A 15,023-nucleotide genomic window follows, 5' to 3' on the forward strand; every position below is an offset into this window, starting at 1 on the left:
CATTTCTGCTTTTTGCTAGTCTAAAGTTATTGCAAGAAAAGATCTACAACTGCTCGACGACATCCCATACAGTCACAGCCTCGCAGACTAATTGCCAAGTCACCAATGCGATCGCTGGTTAGAATATTGGTGCGATCGTCTTGAGATTGGCTGTTTGAATCGGGAGTTGTGGCTGGCCTTGTAATTACAGCCGATGACATATAAAGATCGCGATCTTTCACGTCAAGGCTTTGGTTGGTATTGGCTTGTGCAGGATAGACTGACAGCAAAAAAGATGCCAATAATGCAGGGCTGCTCAGAAGGGCTAATGATGATTTTTTCATAGGACACCAGAATGGCTGATCACATTCATTATTTGCTGAGCATATTAGCATTTTCAGAAAAGCAGAGTCACATAAAGTTTCACTTCACTTCTCTGCGTTGGCGATCGCTATATACTAAGATTTACGCCCCTCAATTTTCTATTTCCTTTCATGCTTGCCGCCAGCCCCGACTTAGTAGCCCTAGCCCGATCGCAAATTATATTACTGACCCAAAGTTTGGGTGCAGTCGCTAGCGCTATCTATATCACCGAAAGTGTTGCTGACGGGATGCCTCCAAATCTAATTGAGGTGGCTGTGTTTCCTGAAGATGGGGTGATGGCACTGCCAGAATCTTTTTCTGAGACTTTGCCTTTAATGATGGGGAGTGGTGGTCTAGTAAGACAACGCCGCATTGTTCTGCCCTTAATGTATGAAGAGGCTATTTTAGGATTTCTGATGACGGGACGGGATGATCGCGACTGGCAGGAATATGAACAATTACAAATTCAGCAAATCGCTAATACTTTAGCGATCGCCTGCGCTCTGGATCGCCGCAATCAATGGTTAGTTGCCAACCAACAGCGCAACTATGAGGAGCAGAGCAATTTTTTTGCTTCACTATTACATCAACTACGCAACCCGCTCACCGCAATTCGTACCTTTGCTCAACTTCTGTCACGACGAATTGTTGAGTCAGATCCTAATCAAAAATTTGTAACAGGAATTTTGAGGGAAGCTCAGCATATTCAGGATCTCCTGAGCGAAGCAGATCGTCCTGCGCCACTTCTACTACCCCAAGCAGAACATGAAAAAGCTTTATTACCAGCGGCAACTTTGGATCTAGCACCTGTAGATCTCAGCGGAATTTTGGAGGCGATCGCTAATTTTGCCAGTGCGATCGCACAAGATCGCAATATTCAGTTTTTATCGAATATTCCTTCCCATTTGCCCACAGTTTTGGGTAATGAATCAGGACTAAGAGAAGCGATCGGTAATTTGGTAGAGAACGCACTCAAGTACACACCTGAAAGTGGATATGTTCTATTAGGTGCAGATGTTAAACCTGACACGGTTTACATTTATGTTCAAGATACTGGTGTGGGAATTCCTGACGCTGATTTGCCTCGCCTATTTGAACGTAATTTTCGTGGTAGACAGGCTGATGGCGATATTTTGGGTACTGGACTAGGACTTGCGATCGCGAATGAATTAGTCCAGAAGATGGAAGGTAGCATTCACGTAATTAGCCAAGTTGGCAAGGGAAGTACTTTTGCAGTGACGCTCAAGCGAGAGTCTACAAAAATCTAATAATAAGTCACTCCCCTTATTTGAAGATTGTAGATTTCGGCGAGTATTCGATTAAGAGTTGCAGTGCGATCGCTCGGCAAATATCTTTTTAGAGAAGCATCCCATGCAAAAGTTTTTTGCCATTCGTTATCTAGCGATTTTATTTGCAGATCGTAGTAGCCATCTGTTTGGCTTGGCAGAACCACAATCACATTTTTACCTTCATAAAGACCGTGTTCGCGAGTTCCATCTTTATTCCATGATCCAGCTATATTTTGATAAAAGTAGATTGGTTCGCTAAGAATGTTAATAATCTGATCATTGTCAACGATAAAAAGCGTAAGAACTTCAAAATAACCAAAGCCACCAGAATAGCCGTCTGTTTGTCCTGTTCTCAATCCAAAGGCTGTCTGAGTATCGCTCACCTTAAATGGAGCAAAGTCGAACTCTTTGTACTTTCCTTTTGGTGGGAGATATCTTTTCTCACGCATATCTGATCTGAATTGTTCAGAAATTATAAAATACCAACTTGTTTCGAGTGGAAGTGACTTAGCGATTAACTTTGACTTAGACTTTATAGAGTCGTATTCAATTAACCCAAGATAGATAATGTCATCGGGATCACGATCACCAGTTTTCTTTTTACAAGATTTGCGTTCAGGGAATCTGAGATCTTTGTATTGATTAGGTCGTGCGAAGCAAGCAATTACGACATAGCTATTCAAACGATAAGGAAAAGCTTTAGCTCCAACTGCGATCGCAAGGTTTATATCTTCATTGGGGGCAACCAGCTTGACGATATCTTTTCTAGTTAGACCTTTTGGGAGATCCATGCCCAAGGCATCTGATTCAGGGATTCCGTATAACTGCTCGCGAAAGTCGGTAAGTCCATTCTTGTTCTCAAATAGCTTTGGTAGCTCATTGAGAGATTCTGCGTGTTTTGGAGGTGGGATCAGATCAGTATTTTCAGCAAAGGCGATCGCGCTTGAAAAGATTGATATAAAGAAAATGGCTAGTATTCTTAATTTCATGCAAAATAATTCCTAAAACTGATCAATAAGGCAGCACTTTTGCAGTGACGCTCAAGCGAGCAGGATAAGTTTTGTTTCTATACAAATTTTGGCTGAGGGAAAAGTTCTATGTATCAGCACATGAACCACCCATAACACGAAATTCATCAACCTGAGCCCATGTGTCTTGGTTAAGCGCCCAAAGCCCTTTAAATACATAATAGGTTCCAGTTTCTTGGGGGCGAAATACTACTTTCAACTCTCGATAGTTCGTCATAGCACCAAATTGAGTTTGAGCTACAGGCTTTTGCTGTGAATTACGAAATCCAAAATATCCATCAGTTAGATTCCCTGATGTCCTCACTCTTGCGGTTAGAGTGTAAGTACTACCTGCTCTCAGCTTTACAGTTTGCCGAATTCCATTCCAACCCTGATTATGCCGAATCCATGCATTATTTCGTCCACTAAAACTCAGACCTTTATTAATGTCTATTCCAGCCCGACCTTCTCGCATCCAAGGTCTAACAATCGATGCTATAGTCTGTTGCTCAAATCCGCCATCATCTAGGGGAGAGGCGCAGGAAGCATAAACTGGAGATGGGATAAACCCCGTATTTGCGATAGCACCTAAACCCATGAATAACGGAATGATTGCCTTGCTGATGGTTATAGTTTTCATGATTTTGCTGTTAATGAATAGAACTTACTTGGTGTTTCGGCAAAGGCGATCGCGCTTGAAAAGATTGATATAAAAAAATGGCTAGTATTCTTAATTTCATGCAAAATAATTCCTAAAACTGATCAATTGCGTTACTCAGACAATGCAAATTCATGAAAGTATAGCCAAATTTACATCTTGATCAACGTTATGGTAATTAACTTTATATACCAAATTGCTTGCTGAGTGTAAGATTTTTGTCAAGATATTTGTCTGAGCTAAACTTTTTTACAAAAAATATGGCTGACTCAACTCCTTCGGAAACGACGATCGCATCTGCGCATGGTAACCAACCAGAAATGGGTGGCGGTTTGCCTGTGATCGGTTATTGGACAGAAAAGACGCTGGATCTTAAGGGTGGATTACTTTGGAAAACTTTATTGCATAAGAGTGCTTGTCTATCCTGTGCATGGGGAACGGGTGGACAAAAAGGTGGGTTTCAGAATGAGGATGAAGAGAATTTGCAGCGCTGTGCTAAAAGTGTGGAAGCGATCGCATCGGAGTTAATGGAACCAATTCCCAAGCATTTTTTTGAGCATTACTCAATTTCGGAATTGCAAAAATTAAGCTCAATGGCAGCCGATCGCCTAGGACGTTTGAGTTTCCCAGTGATTAAACGGGCTAATAGCGATCGCTACGAACGCATCACATGGGCGGAAGTATACGAAATTGTCACTAAAGCCTTTCAGAAAGCTCCTGAACGTCTTGCCTCCTATAGTTCGGGACGCTCATCGAATGAAGCCGCCTATCTGTTGCAATTGCTGATGCGATCGCTTGGCTCGAATAACCTTGCTGACTGCTCTGATCTTTGCCATGCGCCTTCGACCGTGGGGTTAAAGCAAATGTTTGGATCGGGTACATCAATGGTCAGCCTCGCTGATCTCAAACAGAGCGATTGTGTGGTGTTGATTGGCTCCAATGCGCCTGCAAATCATCCTCGATTGATGAATGAATTGATTCAACTGCGGGATCGCGGCGGTAAAGTGATTGTTATCAATCCTCTGATCGAAGTTGGCTTGGTTAAATTCGCTTCTCCTGCTTATCCGATTAAATCTTTTCTCAAAGGCTCAGATATTTCCTCGCATTATATTCAGCCAATTTCAGGTAGTGATACTGCGGTTTTTCTGGGAATTCAAAAGGCTCTAATTGAGAATAATCTCGTTGATTATGACTTTCTCAAACAATATACTGAAGATTGGGAAGCAGTAATCGAACAGGTGCGATCGCTAGATTGGTCAGAGATTCTAAATACATGTGGAGTCTCACGCGAGGAAATCGAGATCGCCGCCAAGATGATTGGCACTTCGCAACGGGTGACCTTCGCATGGGCGATGGGCATTACACAGCATTCAAATGCTGTGGATAATGTGTTTAGTATTGCCAATACTGCTCTCTTAACTGGTAATGCGGGTAAAGAAGGTGCGGGAACAATGCCGATTCGTGGACATTCTAATGTGCAAGGATTTGGTTCGATGGGGGTGACTATTCTTCTCAAAGAAGAGATTATGCTAGCTTTAGAGAATCTATTGCAACGCCCCCTCAGTCGAGTGCAAGGCTATGATACTCGTGCCCTGATCGAAGCAAGCGATCGCCATCAGATCGATACGCTACTCTGTCTCGGCGGCAATATCTACGCTGCAAATCCTGATTTGACTCAAGCTAAACGCTCTCTTGGTAACATTGAAACCGTTATTTATATTTCTACAAAGCCTAATATCGGACATTTTCATGGACTGGCTAAAGAGAATACCTTAATTCTGCCTGTCTTCGCTCGTTTTGAAAATCCCCACAAGACCACAACTGAATCTGGCAATAATTTTGTTCGCCTAAATGATGAAGGAACATCCCATCTCAGTCAGAGGGAAGGTTCAGATTTAATCTCAGAAGTTGAATTTCTCACAGAACTTGCCGATCGCTTGCATGGTGACGATGTAGTCAATTGGCGATCGCTCCAAGATACAAAATATATCCGTCAATTGATCGCCAAGACCATCCCAGATTACGAGAAAATAGGCGAAATTGATCATAGCAATCAAGAATTTACGATCGCTAATCGCATCTTCCATACACCCAAATTTCCGACTATATCGGGTAAAGCACATATGTTTGTCACACCCTTGCCAAAACTAGATTTACCAACGCTCTCCAGTTTTGATATACCTGAGCAGACCAAGGCGATCGTGCTTGTCCTTGGCACTGGTCGCAGCTATTCCCAACATAACACCGTTGTTTATAAGGATGGTGATTATTATCGTGGGATGCCTCACCGCAATTGCATTTTGATGAATCGTAACGATGGCGATCGCGCAGGTTTTCGGGAGCATCAAACTGTCACCGTGAAAGGAAATGTCGGCAAAATGGAAAATGTAGAAATTATCTATGGACAAATTCGTGAAGGTTCAGCACTCATGTTTTATCCTGAAGTCAATGCTATTTTTAGCGCTCCCATTGATGAACGTTGTGGCACACCCGCTTTTAAGCGCGTTCCTGTTGCTGTTTATAGCGCTTTGTGCTAAATACAAGCCAATATGTTGAAAGGTTTGCGAAGCAAACCTTTCAACATAAAAGAGATGCAGCGCTTCGCGCCGCCGCTCTTTTAAGGGTTTATATCGCTGCGTTTTTGGTATATTGGAAACTGCCAGAATGAAATTCCCGAAAAATATCAGAACATAGTGGATATACTGCGATCGCTTCCCATCGGACTTTACCTCGAACAGCCGATTACATGGCTCCATCGACTCGATCCACGCATAAAACTGTTTGGACTACTTACATTTTTATTGTCTCCGATTCAAGCTAATGAGCCTTGGCGCATTGCGATCGCAGTTTTACTGATCATCCTGACCCTCGCATCACAAATTCCGATGCGTGTTTGGAAGCAACAAATGGGGATTTTGCTACTGCTTGCCTTTATGACTCTAGCGATCGCCACTTTTTCCCCAGATGGGTTTAATGCAAATATCCAGCCTCGTCGCCCGATTCCTGAAGTAAATGTCACGGCGGAAAAAGCTCTGAGTGCCTCACTGCTAACAATCAAACTACCTCAACCAACTCCCTATAGTTATGTGGTTTGGAAAGCTGGGAGTATTACCATTACTCGTAGATCTCTGGATTTGGGCGTGCGCGTTTGTACATTAATTTTCACGTATCTCTATGCGCCCACTCTATTTTTGCTAGTCACGGCTCCCGAAGAAATTACGGCTGCGATCGCCTCAATTTTTGCCCCATTAAAATTCCTTAAAGTTCCTGTTGTCGAAATTGTCCTCACTCTAACCCTAGCGCTTCGTTTCGTGCCTTTGGTATTAGAAGAGGTGCAGAATCTCGGTAGGGCGATGCGAACACGTTCAATTAATTGGAAAAGACTGGGTTTTAAACGCACTACCCAAATTTGGCTAATCCTTGCAGAGCGTCTAATTGACAATCTATTCATACGTGCGGAACAAACGGCGAGTGCGATGCAAGTACGTGGCTTTACCACTCCCAATACTCATATTGTCGTTTGGAATCCTCTCAAATTTTTGCCGCGCGATATTATTTTATTAGTTCTCTTAGTTGCCATGTGGGGATTAAGAATTTGGTATGGGAATGAATTCTAAAAATTTTGAAGATAAATTACTTGTGATATTATCTTGAGGTAAAGCTAAAATCGGTATACCAATATATTGAATATTGTGCTGAAGTTTCTCACATCTGAATTCAATACCTACTTATCTATTGACAAATACCTAACCTAGATCGCTTGCTAGGTTAGGTATTTGTCAATAGAGCAGTTTCTCGATATTCGTGATCGCTGGTTGCAAAAACTGAAAGTGCGATCGCTCTATACAAATTAGCGATCACTATTGGCGACTCATAAGTAATATGCTTAAAGTTGTCAGCAGAACCAGCTATTCATGCGTCCCTTTACACAAACCCGATTTTGGGAAAATCTTGATCCAAAACATTAGATGCTTTAAATCCTTCCCAACGATCAAGAATCTCAGCATAAATACTCCGAAAATCCACTTGCATTGGCAAATTACCTTGAACGAGACTATCTAAGGCAGGACTACCACCATACAAGCCTCCTCGTACATTTCCCAACAAAATTACAGGAGCCGCCGTACCATGATCGGTTCCACCATTGCCATTTTCCGCAGGACGACGACCAAATTCACTTTGCACCATTACCAATACATTTTTTTGCATGTTGTGTGATTGAATATCGCGATCTAGAGCAGCAAGACCAGCCCCAAGATCACTCAGTAATTGCTGAGGGCGGCGGATCTGGGCAGTATGAGTATCCCAACCGCCAATAGTGAGATAAACCACCTTGGGTTGTGATTCGAGAACGCGGGCAAGAAGCGCGAATTGTTTACCGATCGCTGTTTTGGGATAGCCATGATCGTCGAGGCGTTTATCGATATCTTTAGTCAGCTTTTTGATAGCGGCTTCGCTCTCTAACACCGTGCGACGGATTTGTTCCGCCAATTCTGAACTTTGAGGAGTGTTATAAACCACACGCATCGCTTCACCAAGTTTGCCGCGTTGCTGCACCGACAGACGGGGAGATAGCTGCAAATAGCGATCGCTATCACCTGTGAGCGCTAGCGGATATTCTTCACCGAGAAATATGGCATCTGCGGTTTTCGCTTGGACATTAGTGAGATATCTTGCTAACCAGCCCGTATCTGATGATCCCTGAGGGTGAGCGCTTTGCCAGATTTCTTTAGAACGGAAGTGGGATAGATTCGGATTGGGATAGCCAACATTTTGCACGATCGCTACACGTCCTTTGTCAAAAATAGGTTTTAAATCTTTGAGAGCAGGGTGGAATGCTGCCTTATTAGAAATAGGAATTCCATTTTTAATAGCAATGCTGGGACGTAATTTGTGGTAATTAACATCATTGTAAGGAATGATCGTATTTAAACCATCATTACCTCCAGCTAGTTCAATAACTACGAGGGTTTTGCGATCGCTACTGAGGGCATTCGTACTACAGCTAGGAGCAAGGATTGCCATAGCCGCAGTACTAGACATCAAAGTGAGAAAATCTCTTCTATTCATAAATTTGTAGTTGGTGATAATAATTGACGTAGCAGAAAGCGAGTCGCTCTGCTATGTTTTTTGGAAACCATTTAAGAATTGTCTAGATCTCCCTCAATCTCCCTTATAAAGGGGGAGGAATATAATTTAATTCTCCCCCCTTTATAAGGGGGGCTAGGGGGGATCGCTTAGGGCTTTTGTTCGCCGAAAGTAATTCTTAAATGTTTTTTTAGGCTAGCTGATAGATTGGTGAAGATAGAATCAAAGCAGCAACTTCGCGTTTGGATAATCCTGTAAATTGTTCCTCTAATTGGCGATTGCTATTTCCATCTAATAGAACTGTGACCAGATCTTTGGTACTGTAGCGATCGGGATTGAAATCAAAGCCCCCATCGTCACCGTACTCCCTCGTAAACTGCTGTGCTATATTCAGCCTTGTTAACAAAGAAGGTGCAGTCAGCCATCCTTGATCTCCTTGCCAGCCTTTGACTGATGGCGCATTGTATGGCACTTGTCCCATTGCGCGTAAACCTCCAATTACGCGATCGCTATTGGCTTCAATTTGTAATTGGCGCAAACTGCTTAGGACAAAGTAGAGCGGAGTTTTCAAATGGCTGCGATAGGCTTTGTCGCTATAAAATTCGGGACTATTGAACACTGCGGCAACCACAGCTTTGATGCTGCGATTGTTCTGTTTATATACCAGTGCAAGGCGATCGATGATTGCGGGTTCGGGATCGCGATAAGCTAGAGCGCTCCATAGATCGGCGGCAAGCTTTCTCGCAGTACTAGGATGATTGGCTAAGATTTCCACCACATCTTGGGTACTAAGTTTACCTGAACGTCCCAAATAATTTTTGATGCCATCATCATGCCAGCGCGATACAAAGTTGACATCCGCAGTGCCTAGCTCAGGGCGTAATTTAACTTGCCATCCCGTCAGAGCCCTCGCCCCTTCTTGAATATCCTTTTCGGTATATTGCCCCTGTCCAAGGGTAAATAGTTCCATCACTTCGCGGCTATAGTTCTCGTTAATTTTTCCTGCACGGTTTTGCGCGTTGTCCAAATAGGTAAGCATGGCGGGGCTAGTGGTCACTTGCATCAGCAATTCCTGAAAATCACCCAAGGCATAGGTGCGTAAGCGTCTTTCATAATCGAGTAACAGTTGCGCTTTACCAATTTTGCGTAGAGACACTACAAAGCGATCGCGCCAAAAGTTGACGATACGTTCATGCAAGGGGTTATTGGAACTAACCATTTGCTTTAATAACCAGTGCCACATCTCCCTCGATTGTTCTTGTCTACCTTTTTTGACTATTGGTAGAGGTGCGGGGACATTTAATACTGGTGTTTCATTGAGCCATTTTGACAACAATATTTCAGGGGAGTTTGCGCTATTCAGTTCGTCGAGGGTTGCCCCAAATCCTGCGCGTCTAAAGAAATGTGCTTTCTGTACAATGCGATCCATAGGATTATTTCCATAAAGTCAAGTTGCACTAGGACAAACTTGATGACTTTTCTTTAGACTAGCGATCGCTGTTTTAGGTTCTATAGGAATTACACAAATTTGGTATTTCCAGCACCAAAAGTGCTGGAAATACCAAATTTGATTTCATAATTAGAATTGCTGGCATAACTAGAGTGAATACAGCTATATCAGGAGATTTATTGTAAGATTATCAGGATTAATAATAGATTTCATCCAAATCCTCTGCAAATCCAATTGAACTAACTAGTTTGGCTCTACCGAATTCTCGAATTAAAGTATTTTTTTTAGTCGTAGCCACGATCTCATCTGTCGTGGCACTTGTGGCGATGTATCTAGATCACAATGAACTGGTTTATATCAGTCTTGGCGTGATCTTTGCCATCATTCTGCCAATACTCGTACCGCCATTTCTGAGTGCGATCGCCAATTCTCCTCTCGGTAAGCATTGGGATATTACTCTGTCCAGCATTTTAGCTGGAGTATCGCTGTTCATGGCAGCCCATGTGACTGAGCTTGATCTTGCCTTTGCGCGATGGTTTGATAGCCTGAAGTGGGAGGCTTTAGGCGCAGTAGGACAGATTTTAATTGCGATTTTGGCGGTGTGGGTGGCATGGCGACAAAATCAGATTTCGGAAAGTTTGACGGGTCAGCAAAATGTGATCACCCAACAGCAAACTATTGATTCATATTTTCAAGGGATTTCTGACTTAGTACTTGATCCACAAGGACAACTGGAAGACTGGCCGCTAGAAAGAGCGATCGCTCAAGCTAGAACCGCAGCATTACTTGGTGGCTGTGATGCTGATGGACGTGCCAAGATTATTCGATTCTTGTCCAGTGCTAATCTTTTAACGCCATTGAAAAGGGATGGGTTACTTGGTCGCCCCATTCTTGATGGAACGGGTGGTTATGTAGTCGATCTTGCTAATGGAGTGCGGGTCGTTAATTTGGGAATGATGTTGGCTAATCGTGATATTTGTAATACAGATTTGCGAAATGCTGATTTGAGTGGCGCGAATTTGATTAAGGCAAACTTTGTTAATTGCGATCTTACAGGCGCAAACCTTGTCGGCGCAATCTTGGCTAAAGCAAATTTACGTGGCACAGATCTAAGCCGTATAAAGTTGTTTTATGGCAAGCTAGAAACTGCTTCTCCTCGAGATCGCCAAAATCTGCCTAATTTCGAGACAGGCGAATATACGGGCGCAGTGGTTGAAGATGCCGACTTTAGCAAGGCGATCGATCTATCTGAAGAAACGCGCCAATATCTCTGTGCATGGTGTGGCAAAAAATCTCGTAAAACTATTCCTGGAGGCTGTGAGGATGTATCAAATAGATTGGGGCGCTAAAAGTTGCAAAGCTCTGCAGCACAAGGCTTTACCAAAAGCAAAAAATCGAAAATTGGTGATCGTTTCTTTTTGCAGTTTACAGATCTCCACATTGGTGATAGTGCCGATGATTAGTTTTGCGGAAACTCTGTCAATCCTATCAGCTCAGGAAGATATTCCTGAAGAGGTTTTACGTGCAGAGATCTATACCGATGCGCGATCGCCCATTGATGGGAAACAACTCACTGCTGCCGAATATACGGAACTCATGGAAAAATTGCGATCGCTAGACGGTATTCCACCTGAAGATTTTGTTTCTCCAAAAGTACGCGAAGTAATCGGTCTATTAAAGCTGCGAAAATTTCTAAAACAGTTTATTCCATTTATTCCTTAACTGAAGGATGGGAAGTGCCTCGTGATGTCCATCTTTGCCTTTATCTCACTACCACAAATTTGTAAGTAGCTCATGTTATGTAGATAAAAAAAGAGAATGGGCAAACAAAGCAGCTTGGGTGCGATCGCGTAAATTTAATCGGCTCAAAATATTGGTGACATAATTTTTGACGGTATTTTCTGATAGAAATAGTACTTCGGCAATTTCACGATTATTAGAACCAGCAGCAATTAATTTCAGTACTTCCAATTCTCTGGGAGTAAGCTGTGCTAATTCTGATGGAGGTGAAATTGTAGGACTACTCGTATTGGCGATCGCCTTTTCAAACAAGCCGGGACCTAGCTGGGTATGCCCCTTAATAACTGCTCGAATTGCCATAGCCAGTTCATCAGGTTCTGTATCCTTGAGTAAATAACCTTTTGCGCCCAATCGCATTGCTTTAGAGACATACTCATCATCGTCAAAGGTAGTCAGAATCAGGATTTTGAGATCTGGATATAATTGGGCGATCGCACCTGTAGCCCCCACGCCGTCCATAATTGGCATTCGGATATCCATCAGCACAATATCGGGTTGCAATAGAGGAATCTGTTCGATCGCTCTTTGTCCATTTTCAGCTTCGCCAATCACCTGCATATCAGGATTAGACTCAAGCATGGTCTTCAGTCCTTGTCGAATAATATACTGATCATCTACTAATAGAATCTGAATCATAAGAAGACTGTGTACCTAAAAGTTAACGAGTGGAAAAGAAACAAAAATGCGACAACCTTTTCCAAACGGAAAATCTACCCCTGCAATCCAAGCAGGCGATCGCTGAAGAAATTCCATAAAATTAGGAGAGTTAGCAAAGTAATGGAACTTCTGAATATGGAGGATATCAGCTTCTAGTCAAGTTTCAGCACAAACAATTGTTTTGGCGTTGCAAGGACTACTCGTAAAATCAATTCCATATATCTGCTTCTCAATTATTGATATCTTTACCAATCACAATTGTCACATCTGATGTAATATCACCAGTTGCGGAAATCTGAACTTGACCGATACCTAATTCTTCCTGTACAACTTGAGCAACTTCAGGATTCCCTTGTTCAGCAATTATCTGAGTGGTTAAAAGTTCTTCGGCATTCAAGTTGATATCGCGATCGCTGAGATAAGCACCGTAAAACCCAATCTGGCGAAGTTGGGCAATTACTTTATTGGCGATCGCTGATTTTTGGGAGGTATTAACAACGGCAATACGCAGTTGACTACGATTAATGGCTAAATTTTTACTATTACTTTCATCGTTAGAATCCCTGATTAGGGATGTAACTGGTGCAGGGACAGCAAAGAAGCTCGCAAGGATAGAGTTAGTAGCTTGGGTATCTTTAATCCAGTAGCTGAGGGGAAATTCCTCTGTACGGCTAAATCTCCCAGGCAACATGAGCATATGAATATTTTGGCGATTAGTTTCTTGCAGCAATTTATAAATGGCGAACATCTCCCCAATTGATAAATCGGTATCGACATTTTTCTGGGCGACTTCCAAAACTTTAGGTGTTTTACCAATGTTTTCAGCTTTAATGAGTGTGCTGAAGATTGCTTTTAATGCAGATTGCTGTCTCTGCACGCGCCCAATATCACCTAACTCATCATGGCGAAACCTAACATATTCTTGTAGGTGTTGACCGTTGAGTTTCTGCTTACCAGGGGGGAAATGGATTTGCAATTTTTGCGATCGATCCACATAGTCCATCTTTTTGGGAACATTAACTTCTATTCCTCCTAAAGCATCTACTAGCTGAATAAAACCTTGGGTGTCAAGACGTACATAACGATCAATCTGAATATTATTCAGCAATTGACTAACGGATTCTGCGGCTAAGCTAGTTCCTCCTTGAACATTGGCATCATTGATTTTATCAATACCTACTCCTTTCAAATCAATCAGCGTGTCCCTTGGAATTGAAAGAATATTTACTTCATGCTTATCAGGCAGTAAGCGAACTAGTAGCATCGTATCGGTATTACCAGCTAAAGCCTCTTCACGACTAATCTCATTATTTGGATTGGCACTACCTGAGTTATCAGTACCTAAGATTAAAATATTTACAGGTCGATCCAGATTTGCAGGAACTATACCTGTAATTGCATCAGCACTATGGGCTAGAGATGCATGACTAAGGGGCTTACTGGATAATATTTTCGAGATCGCGGCTCCAGTGAGTGCAGAAACCGCCGCAAGCGTAACCAAAATAGAAGTTGTTTTGATTGAAATAAAGGATTTGCGTGGAAAATTAGCGCTATTTACATAATTTAAAAGATCCGCCTTGAAATTCTTTCGATACCTATTTTTTCCCACGCGATGTCTCCATATATATCAAGTATATCAAGCCGATGTTCAGCCTATTGTGAAACCATTGATGATTACAAGTCAAGTATGGGACAATCAATCAATCGATCAGCAGGTAGGGCTTTGATGTATTTTATCAAGCAACACTCTAGCTATAAAAGTTTTCAGTAAAATAATTTCTATGCTTTCTTCATTATCTTTCGCTGCGGCTATTTGTGCGGACAATGGCACGGCTAACTTTGATTTTGTAAATATTGACTGGATTGGCATTATCTTCCTTGGTATCGTTCAAGGGATAACCGAATTATTACCGATAAGTAGCACTGCTCATTTACGAATAATTCCGAGTTTTTTGGGTTTGCCCGATCCAGGTTCGGCTTTTTCGGCAGCCATGCAACTAGCCAGCTTAACCGCAGTTATATCTTATTTTTGGCAAGATATCAGACAGTTATTAGGCGGTTCCTATAGAGCGATCGCTAAGAAAGACTATAGATCAAAATCATTTCGGCTAATTTTAGGAATAATTGTTGGAACGTTCCCGATCGCGATCATAGGACTTCTACTGAAGAAAACCCTTGATGCTTGTAATTCACCTTTACGGAGTTTGGTAACTATTGGAATCGCATCAATAGTCATGTCCTTGTTGCTAGCGATCGCCGAGAAATGGGGACAACGTAAACGTGATTTTGCAAAGTTAACTTTAATTGATGGCGTTTTCGTGGGCATTGCTCAAGCCTTTGCGCTTGTTCCAGGGGTATCTCGTTCAGGATCAACTATTACAGCAGCCCTCTTTTTAAAAATGGATCGAGAAACTGCGGCAAAGTTCTCCTTCTTATTGGGATTGCCAACAATTATCCTTGCAGGGGCTGTAGAAATCGTCACCCTTTTGAAAGCTGGCTTAAATCTACATGGTTGGCTAATTCTCTTGCTAGGTCTTACATCCGCCAGTATTTCTGCATTCTTAGCCATATATTTGCTTTTACGCTATTTAGAAAAACATAGTACATGGCTTTTTGTTTGGTATCGCTTAGCTATGGGATTATTTCTGTTGGTAGGTGTAGGTTTGGGATGGCTAAAAAACTAGTTCAGCTATTATCTTATGACAATAGCCTATGTACGATCGCGAAATAAA

Annotated in this window: 13 protein-coding genes; 6 read left to right on the top strand and 7 right to left on the bottom strand. The window is 42.3% G+C overall.

All coding sequences use genetic code 11. The features are described from left to right. Nucleotides 1–26 precede the first annotated feature (26 nt). Nucleotides 27–323: a hypothetical protein gene (locus PseudUWO311_RS11125; protein ID WP_142655309.1), complete on the bottom strand. Its 297-nt coding sequence runs from the start codon at nt 321–323 to the stop codon at nt 27–29. 150 nt (nt 324–473) lie between these two features. Here PseudUWO311_RS11125 and PseudUWO311_RS11130 point away from each other — a divergent pair, with 150 nt between their 5' ends. Continuing rightward, the gene (locus PseudUWO311_RS11130) at nt 474–1,610 is read left to right on the top strand and encodes a sensor histidine kinase (protein ID WP_142655310.1); all 1,137 of its coding nucleotides are present in this window, start codon (nt 474–476) and stop codon (nt 1,608–1,610) included. Here PseudUWO311_RS11130 and PseudUWO311_RS11135 read toward each other — a convergent pair. Both PseudUWO311_RS11135 and PseudUWO311_RS11140 read right to left on the bottom strand, forming a co-directional pair. Further along, complete coding sequence (locus tag PseudUWO311_RS11135) at nt 1,607–2,620, bottom strand: hypothetical protein (RefSeq protein WP_142655311.1); 1,014 nt, start codon at nt 2,618–2,620, stop codon at nt 1,607–1,609. The genes PseudUWO311_RS11130 and PseudUWO311_RS11135 overlap by 4 nt on opposite strands. 106 nt (nt 2,621–2,726) lie before the next feature. Continuing rightward, nucleotides 2,727–3,278: a hypothetical protein gene (locus tag PseudUWO311_RS11140; RefSeq protein WP_142655312.1), complete on the bottom strand. Its 552-nt coding sequence runs from the start codon at nt 3,276–3,278 to the stop codon at nt 2,727–2,729. Between the two features lie 278 nt (nt 3,279–3,556). On the opposite strand from PseudUWO311_RS11140, the gene PseudUWO311_RS11145 reads away from it, so the two are divergent. Together PseudUWO311_RS11145 and PseudUWO311_RS11150 are read left to right on the top strand one after the other, a co-directional pair. Continuing rightward, on the top strand, nt 3,557–5,833 hold the full coding sequence (locus tag PseudUWO311_RS11145) for an FdhF/YdeP family oxidoreductase (protein WP_142655313.1): 2,277 nt from the start codon (nt 3,557–3,559) through the stop codon (nt 5,831–5,833). A gap of 156 nt (nt 5,834–5,989) precedes the next feature. Beyond that, nucleotides 5,990–6,913 (top strand): energy-coupling factor transporter transmembrane component T family protein, encoded by a 924-nt coding sequence (locus tag PseudUWO311_RS11150; protein WP_142655314.1) that lies wholly within the window; start codon nt 5,990–5,992, stop codon nt 6,911–6,913. A gap of 307 nt (nt 6,914–7,220) precedes the next feature. Here the strand turns inward: PseudUWO311_RS11150 and PseudUWO311_RS11155 are convergent, their stop codons facing one another. Both PseudUWO311_RS11155 and PseudUWO311_RS11160 read right to left on the bottom strand, forming a co-directional pair. After that, nucleotides 7,221–8,366, bottom strand: coding sequence for a DUF1501 domain-containing protein (locus tag PseudUWO311_RS11155; RefSeq protein ID WP_142655315.1), 1,146 nt, complete (start codon nt 8,364–8,366; stop codon nt 7,221–7,223). A 208-nt stretch (nt 8,367–8,574) separates the two neighbouring features. After that, nucleotides 8,575–9,813, bottom strand: coding sequence for a DUF1800 family protein (locus PseudUWO311_RS11160; RefSeq protein WP_142655316.1), 1,239 nt, complete (start codon nt 9,811–9,813; stop codon nt 8,575–8,577). Nucleotides 9,814–10,160: 347 nt separating this feature from the next. Here PseudUWO311_RS11160 and PseudUWO311_RS11165 point away from each other — a divergent pair, with 347 nt between their 5' ends. Both PseudUWO311_RS11165 and PseudUWO311_RS11170 read left to right on the top strand, forming a co-directional pair. Continuing rightward, nucleotides 10,161–11,183, top strand: a complete 1,023-nt coding sequence (locus PseudUWO311_RS11165; protein ID WP_142655388.1) for a pentapeptide repeat-containing protein — start codon at nt 10,161–10,163, stop codon at nt 11,181–11,183. 55 nt (nt 11,184–11,238) lie between these two features. Beyond that, the gene (locus tag PseudUWO311_RS11170) at nt 11,239–11,556 is read left to right on the top strand and encodes a hypothetical protein (protein ID WP_223807537.1); all 318 of its coding nucleotides are present in this window, start codon (nt 11,239–11,241) and stop codon (nt 11,554–11,556) included. Nucleotides 11,557–11,631: 75 nt separating this feature from the next. Here the strand turns inward: PseudUWO311_RS11170 and PseudUWO311_RS11175 are convergent, their stop codons facing one another. Then, entirely contained in the window at nt 11,632–12,270 is a 639-nt protein-coding gene (locus PseudUWO311_RS11175; protein ID WP_142655318.1) for a response regulator transcription factor, read from the bottom strand. A 250-nt stretch (nt 12,271–12,520) separates the two neighbouring features. Next, nucleotides 12,521–13,900: an LCP family protein gene (locus PseudUWO311_RS11180; protein ID WP_142655319.1), complete on the bottom strand. Its 1,380-nt coding sequence runs from the start codon at nt 13,898–13,900 to the stop codon at nt 12,521–12,523. A 172-nt stretch (nt 13,901–14,072) separates the two neighbouring features. Here PseudUWO311_RS11180 and PseudUWO311_RS11185 point away from each other — a divergent pair, with 172 nt between their 5' ends. Then, complete coding sequence (locus tag PseudUWO311_RS11185; protein ID WP_142655320.1) at nt 14,073–14,975, top strand: undecaprenyl-diphosphate phosphatase; 903 nt, start codon at nt 14,073–14,075, stop codon at nt 14,973–14,975. Nucleotides 14,976–15,023: the final 48 nt, after the last annotated feature.

This window comes from Pseudanabaena sp. UWO311, assembly GCF_006937785.1.
GTDB lineage: Bacteria > Cyanobacteriota > Cyanobacteriia > Pseudanabaenales > Pseudanabaenaceae > Pseudanabaena.

Bases quoted from the DNA above. Each gene is read 5' to 3' on its own strand.
- PseudUWO311_RS11145 (WP_142655313.1), top strand. From the start codon at position 3,557: ATGGCTGACTCAACTCCTTCGGAAACGACGATCGCATCTGCGCATGGT.
- PseudUWO311_RS11125 (WP_142655309.1), bottom strand. From the start codon at position 323: ATGAAAAAATCATCATTAGCCCTTCTGAGCAGCCCTGCATTATTGGCA.
- PseudUWO311_RS11135 (WP_142655311.1), bottom strand. From the start codon at position 2,620: ATGAAATTAAGAATACTAGCCATTTTCTTTATATCAATCTTTTCAAGC.
- PseudUWO311_RS11130 (WP_142655310.1), top strand. From the start codon at position 474: ATGCTTGCCGCCAGCCCCGACTTAGTAGCCCTAGCCCGATCGCAAATT.
- PseudUWO311_RS11185 (WP_142655320.1), top strand. From the start codon at position 14,073: ATGCTTTCTTCATTATCTTTCGCTGCGGCTATTTGTGCGGACAATGGC.
- PseudUWO311_RS11165 (WP_142655388.1), top strand. From the start codon at position 10,161: ATGTATCTAGATCACAATGAACTGGTTTATATCAGTCTTGGCGTGATC.
- PseudUWO311_RS11175 (WP_142655318.1), bottom strand. From the start codon at position 12,270: ATGATTCAGATTCTATTAGTAGATGATCAGTATATTATTCGACAAGGA.
- PseudUWO311_RS11160 (WP_142655316.1), bottom strand. From the start codon at position 9,813: ATGGATCGCATTGTACAGAAAGCACATTTCTTTAGACGCGCAGGATTT.
- PseudUWO311_RS11140 (WP_142655312.1), bottom strand. From the start codon at position 3,278: ATGAAAACTATAACCATCAGCAAGGCAATCATTCCGTTATTCATGGGT.
- PseudUWO311_RS11155 (WP_142655315.1), bottom strand. From the start codon at position 8,366: ATGAATAGAAGAGATTTTCTCACTTTGATGTCTAGTACTGCGGCTATG.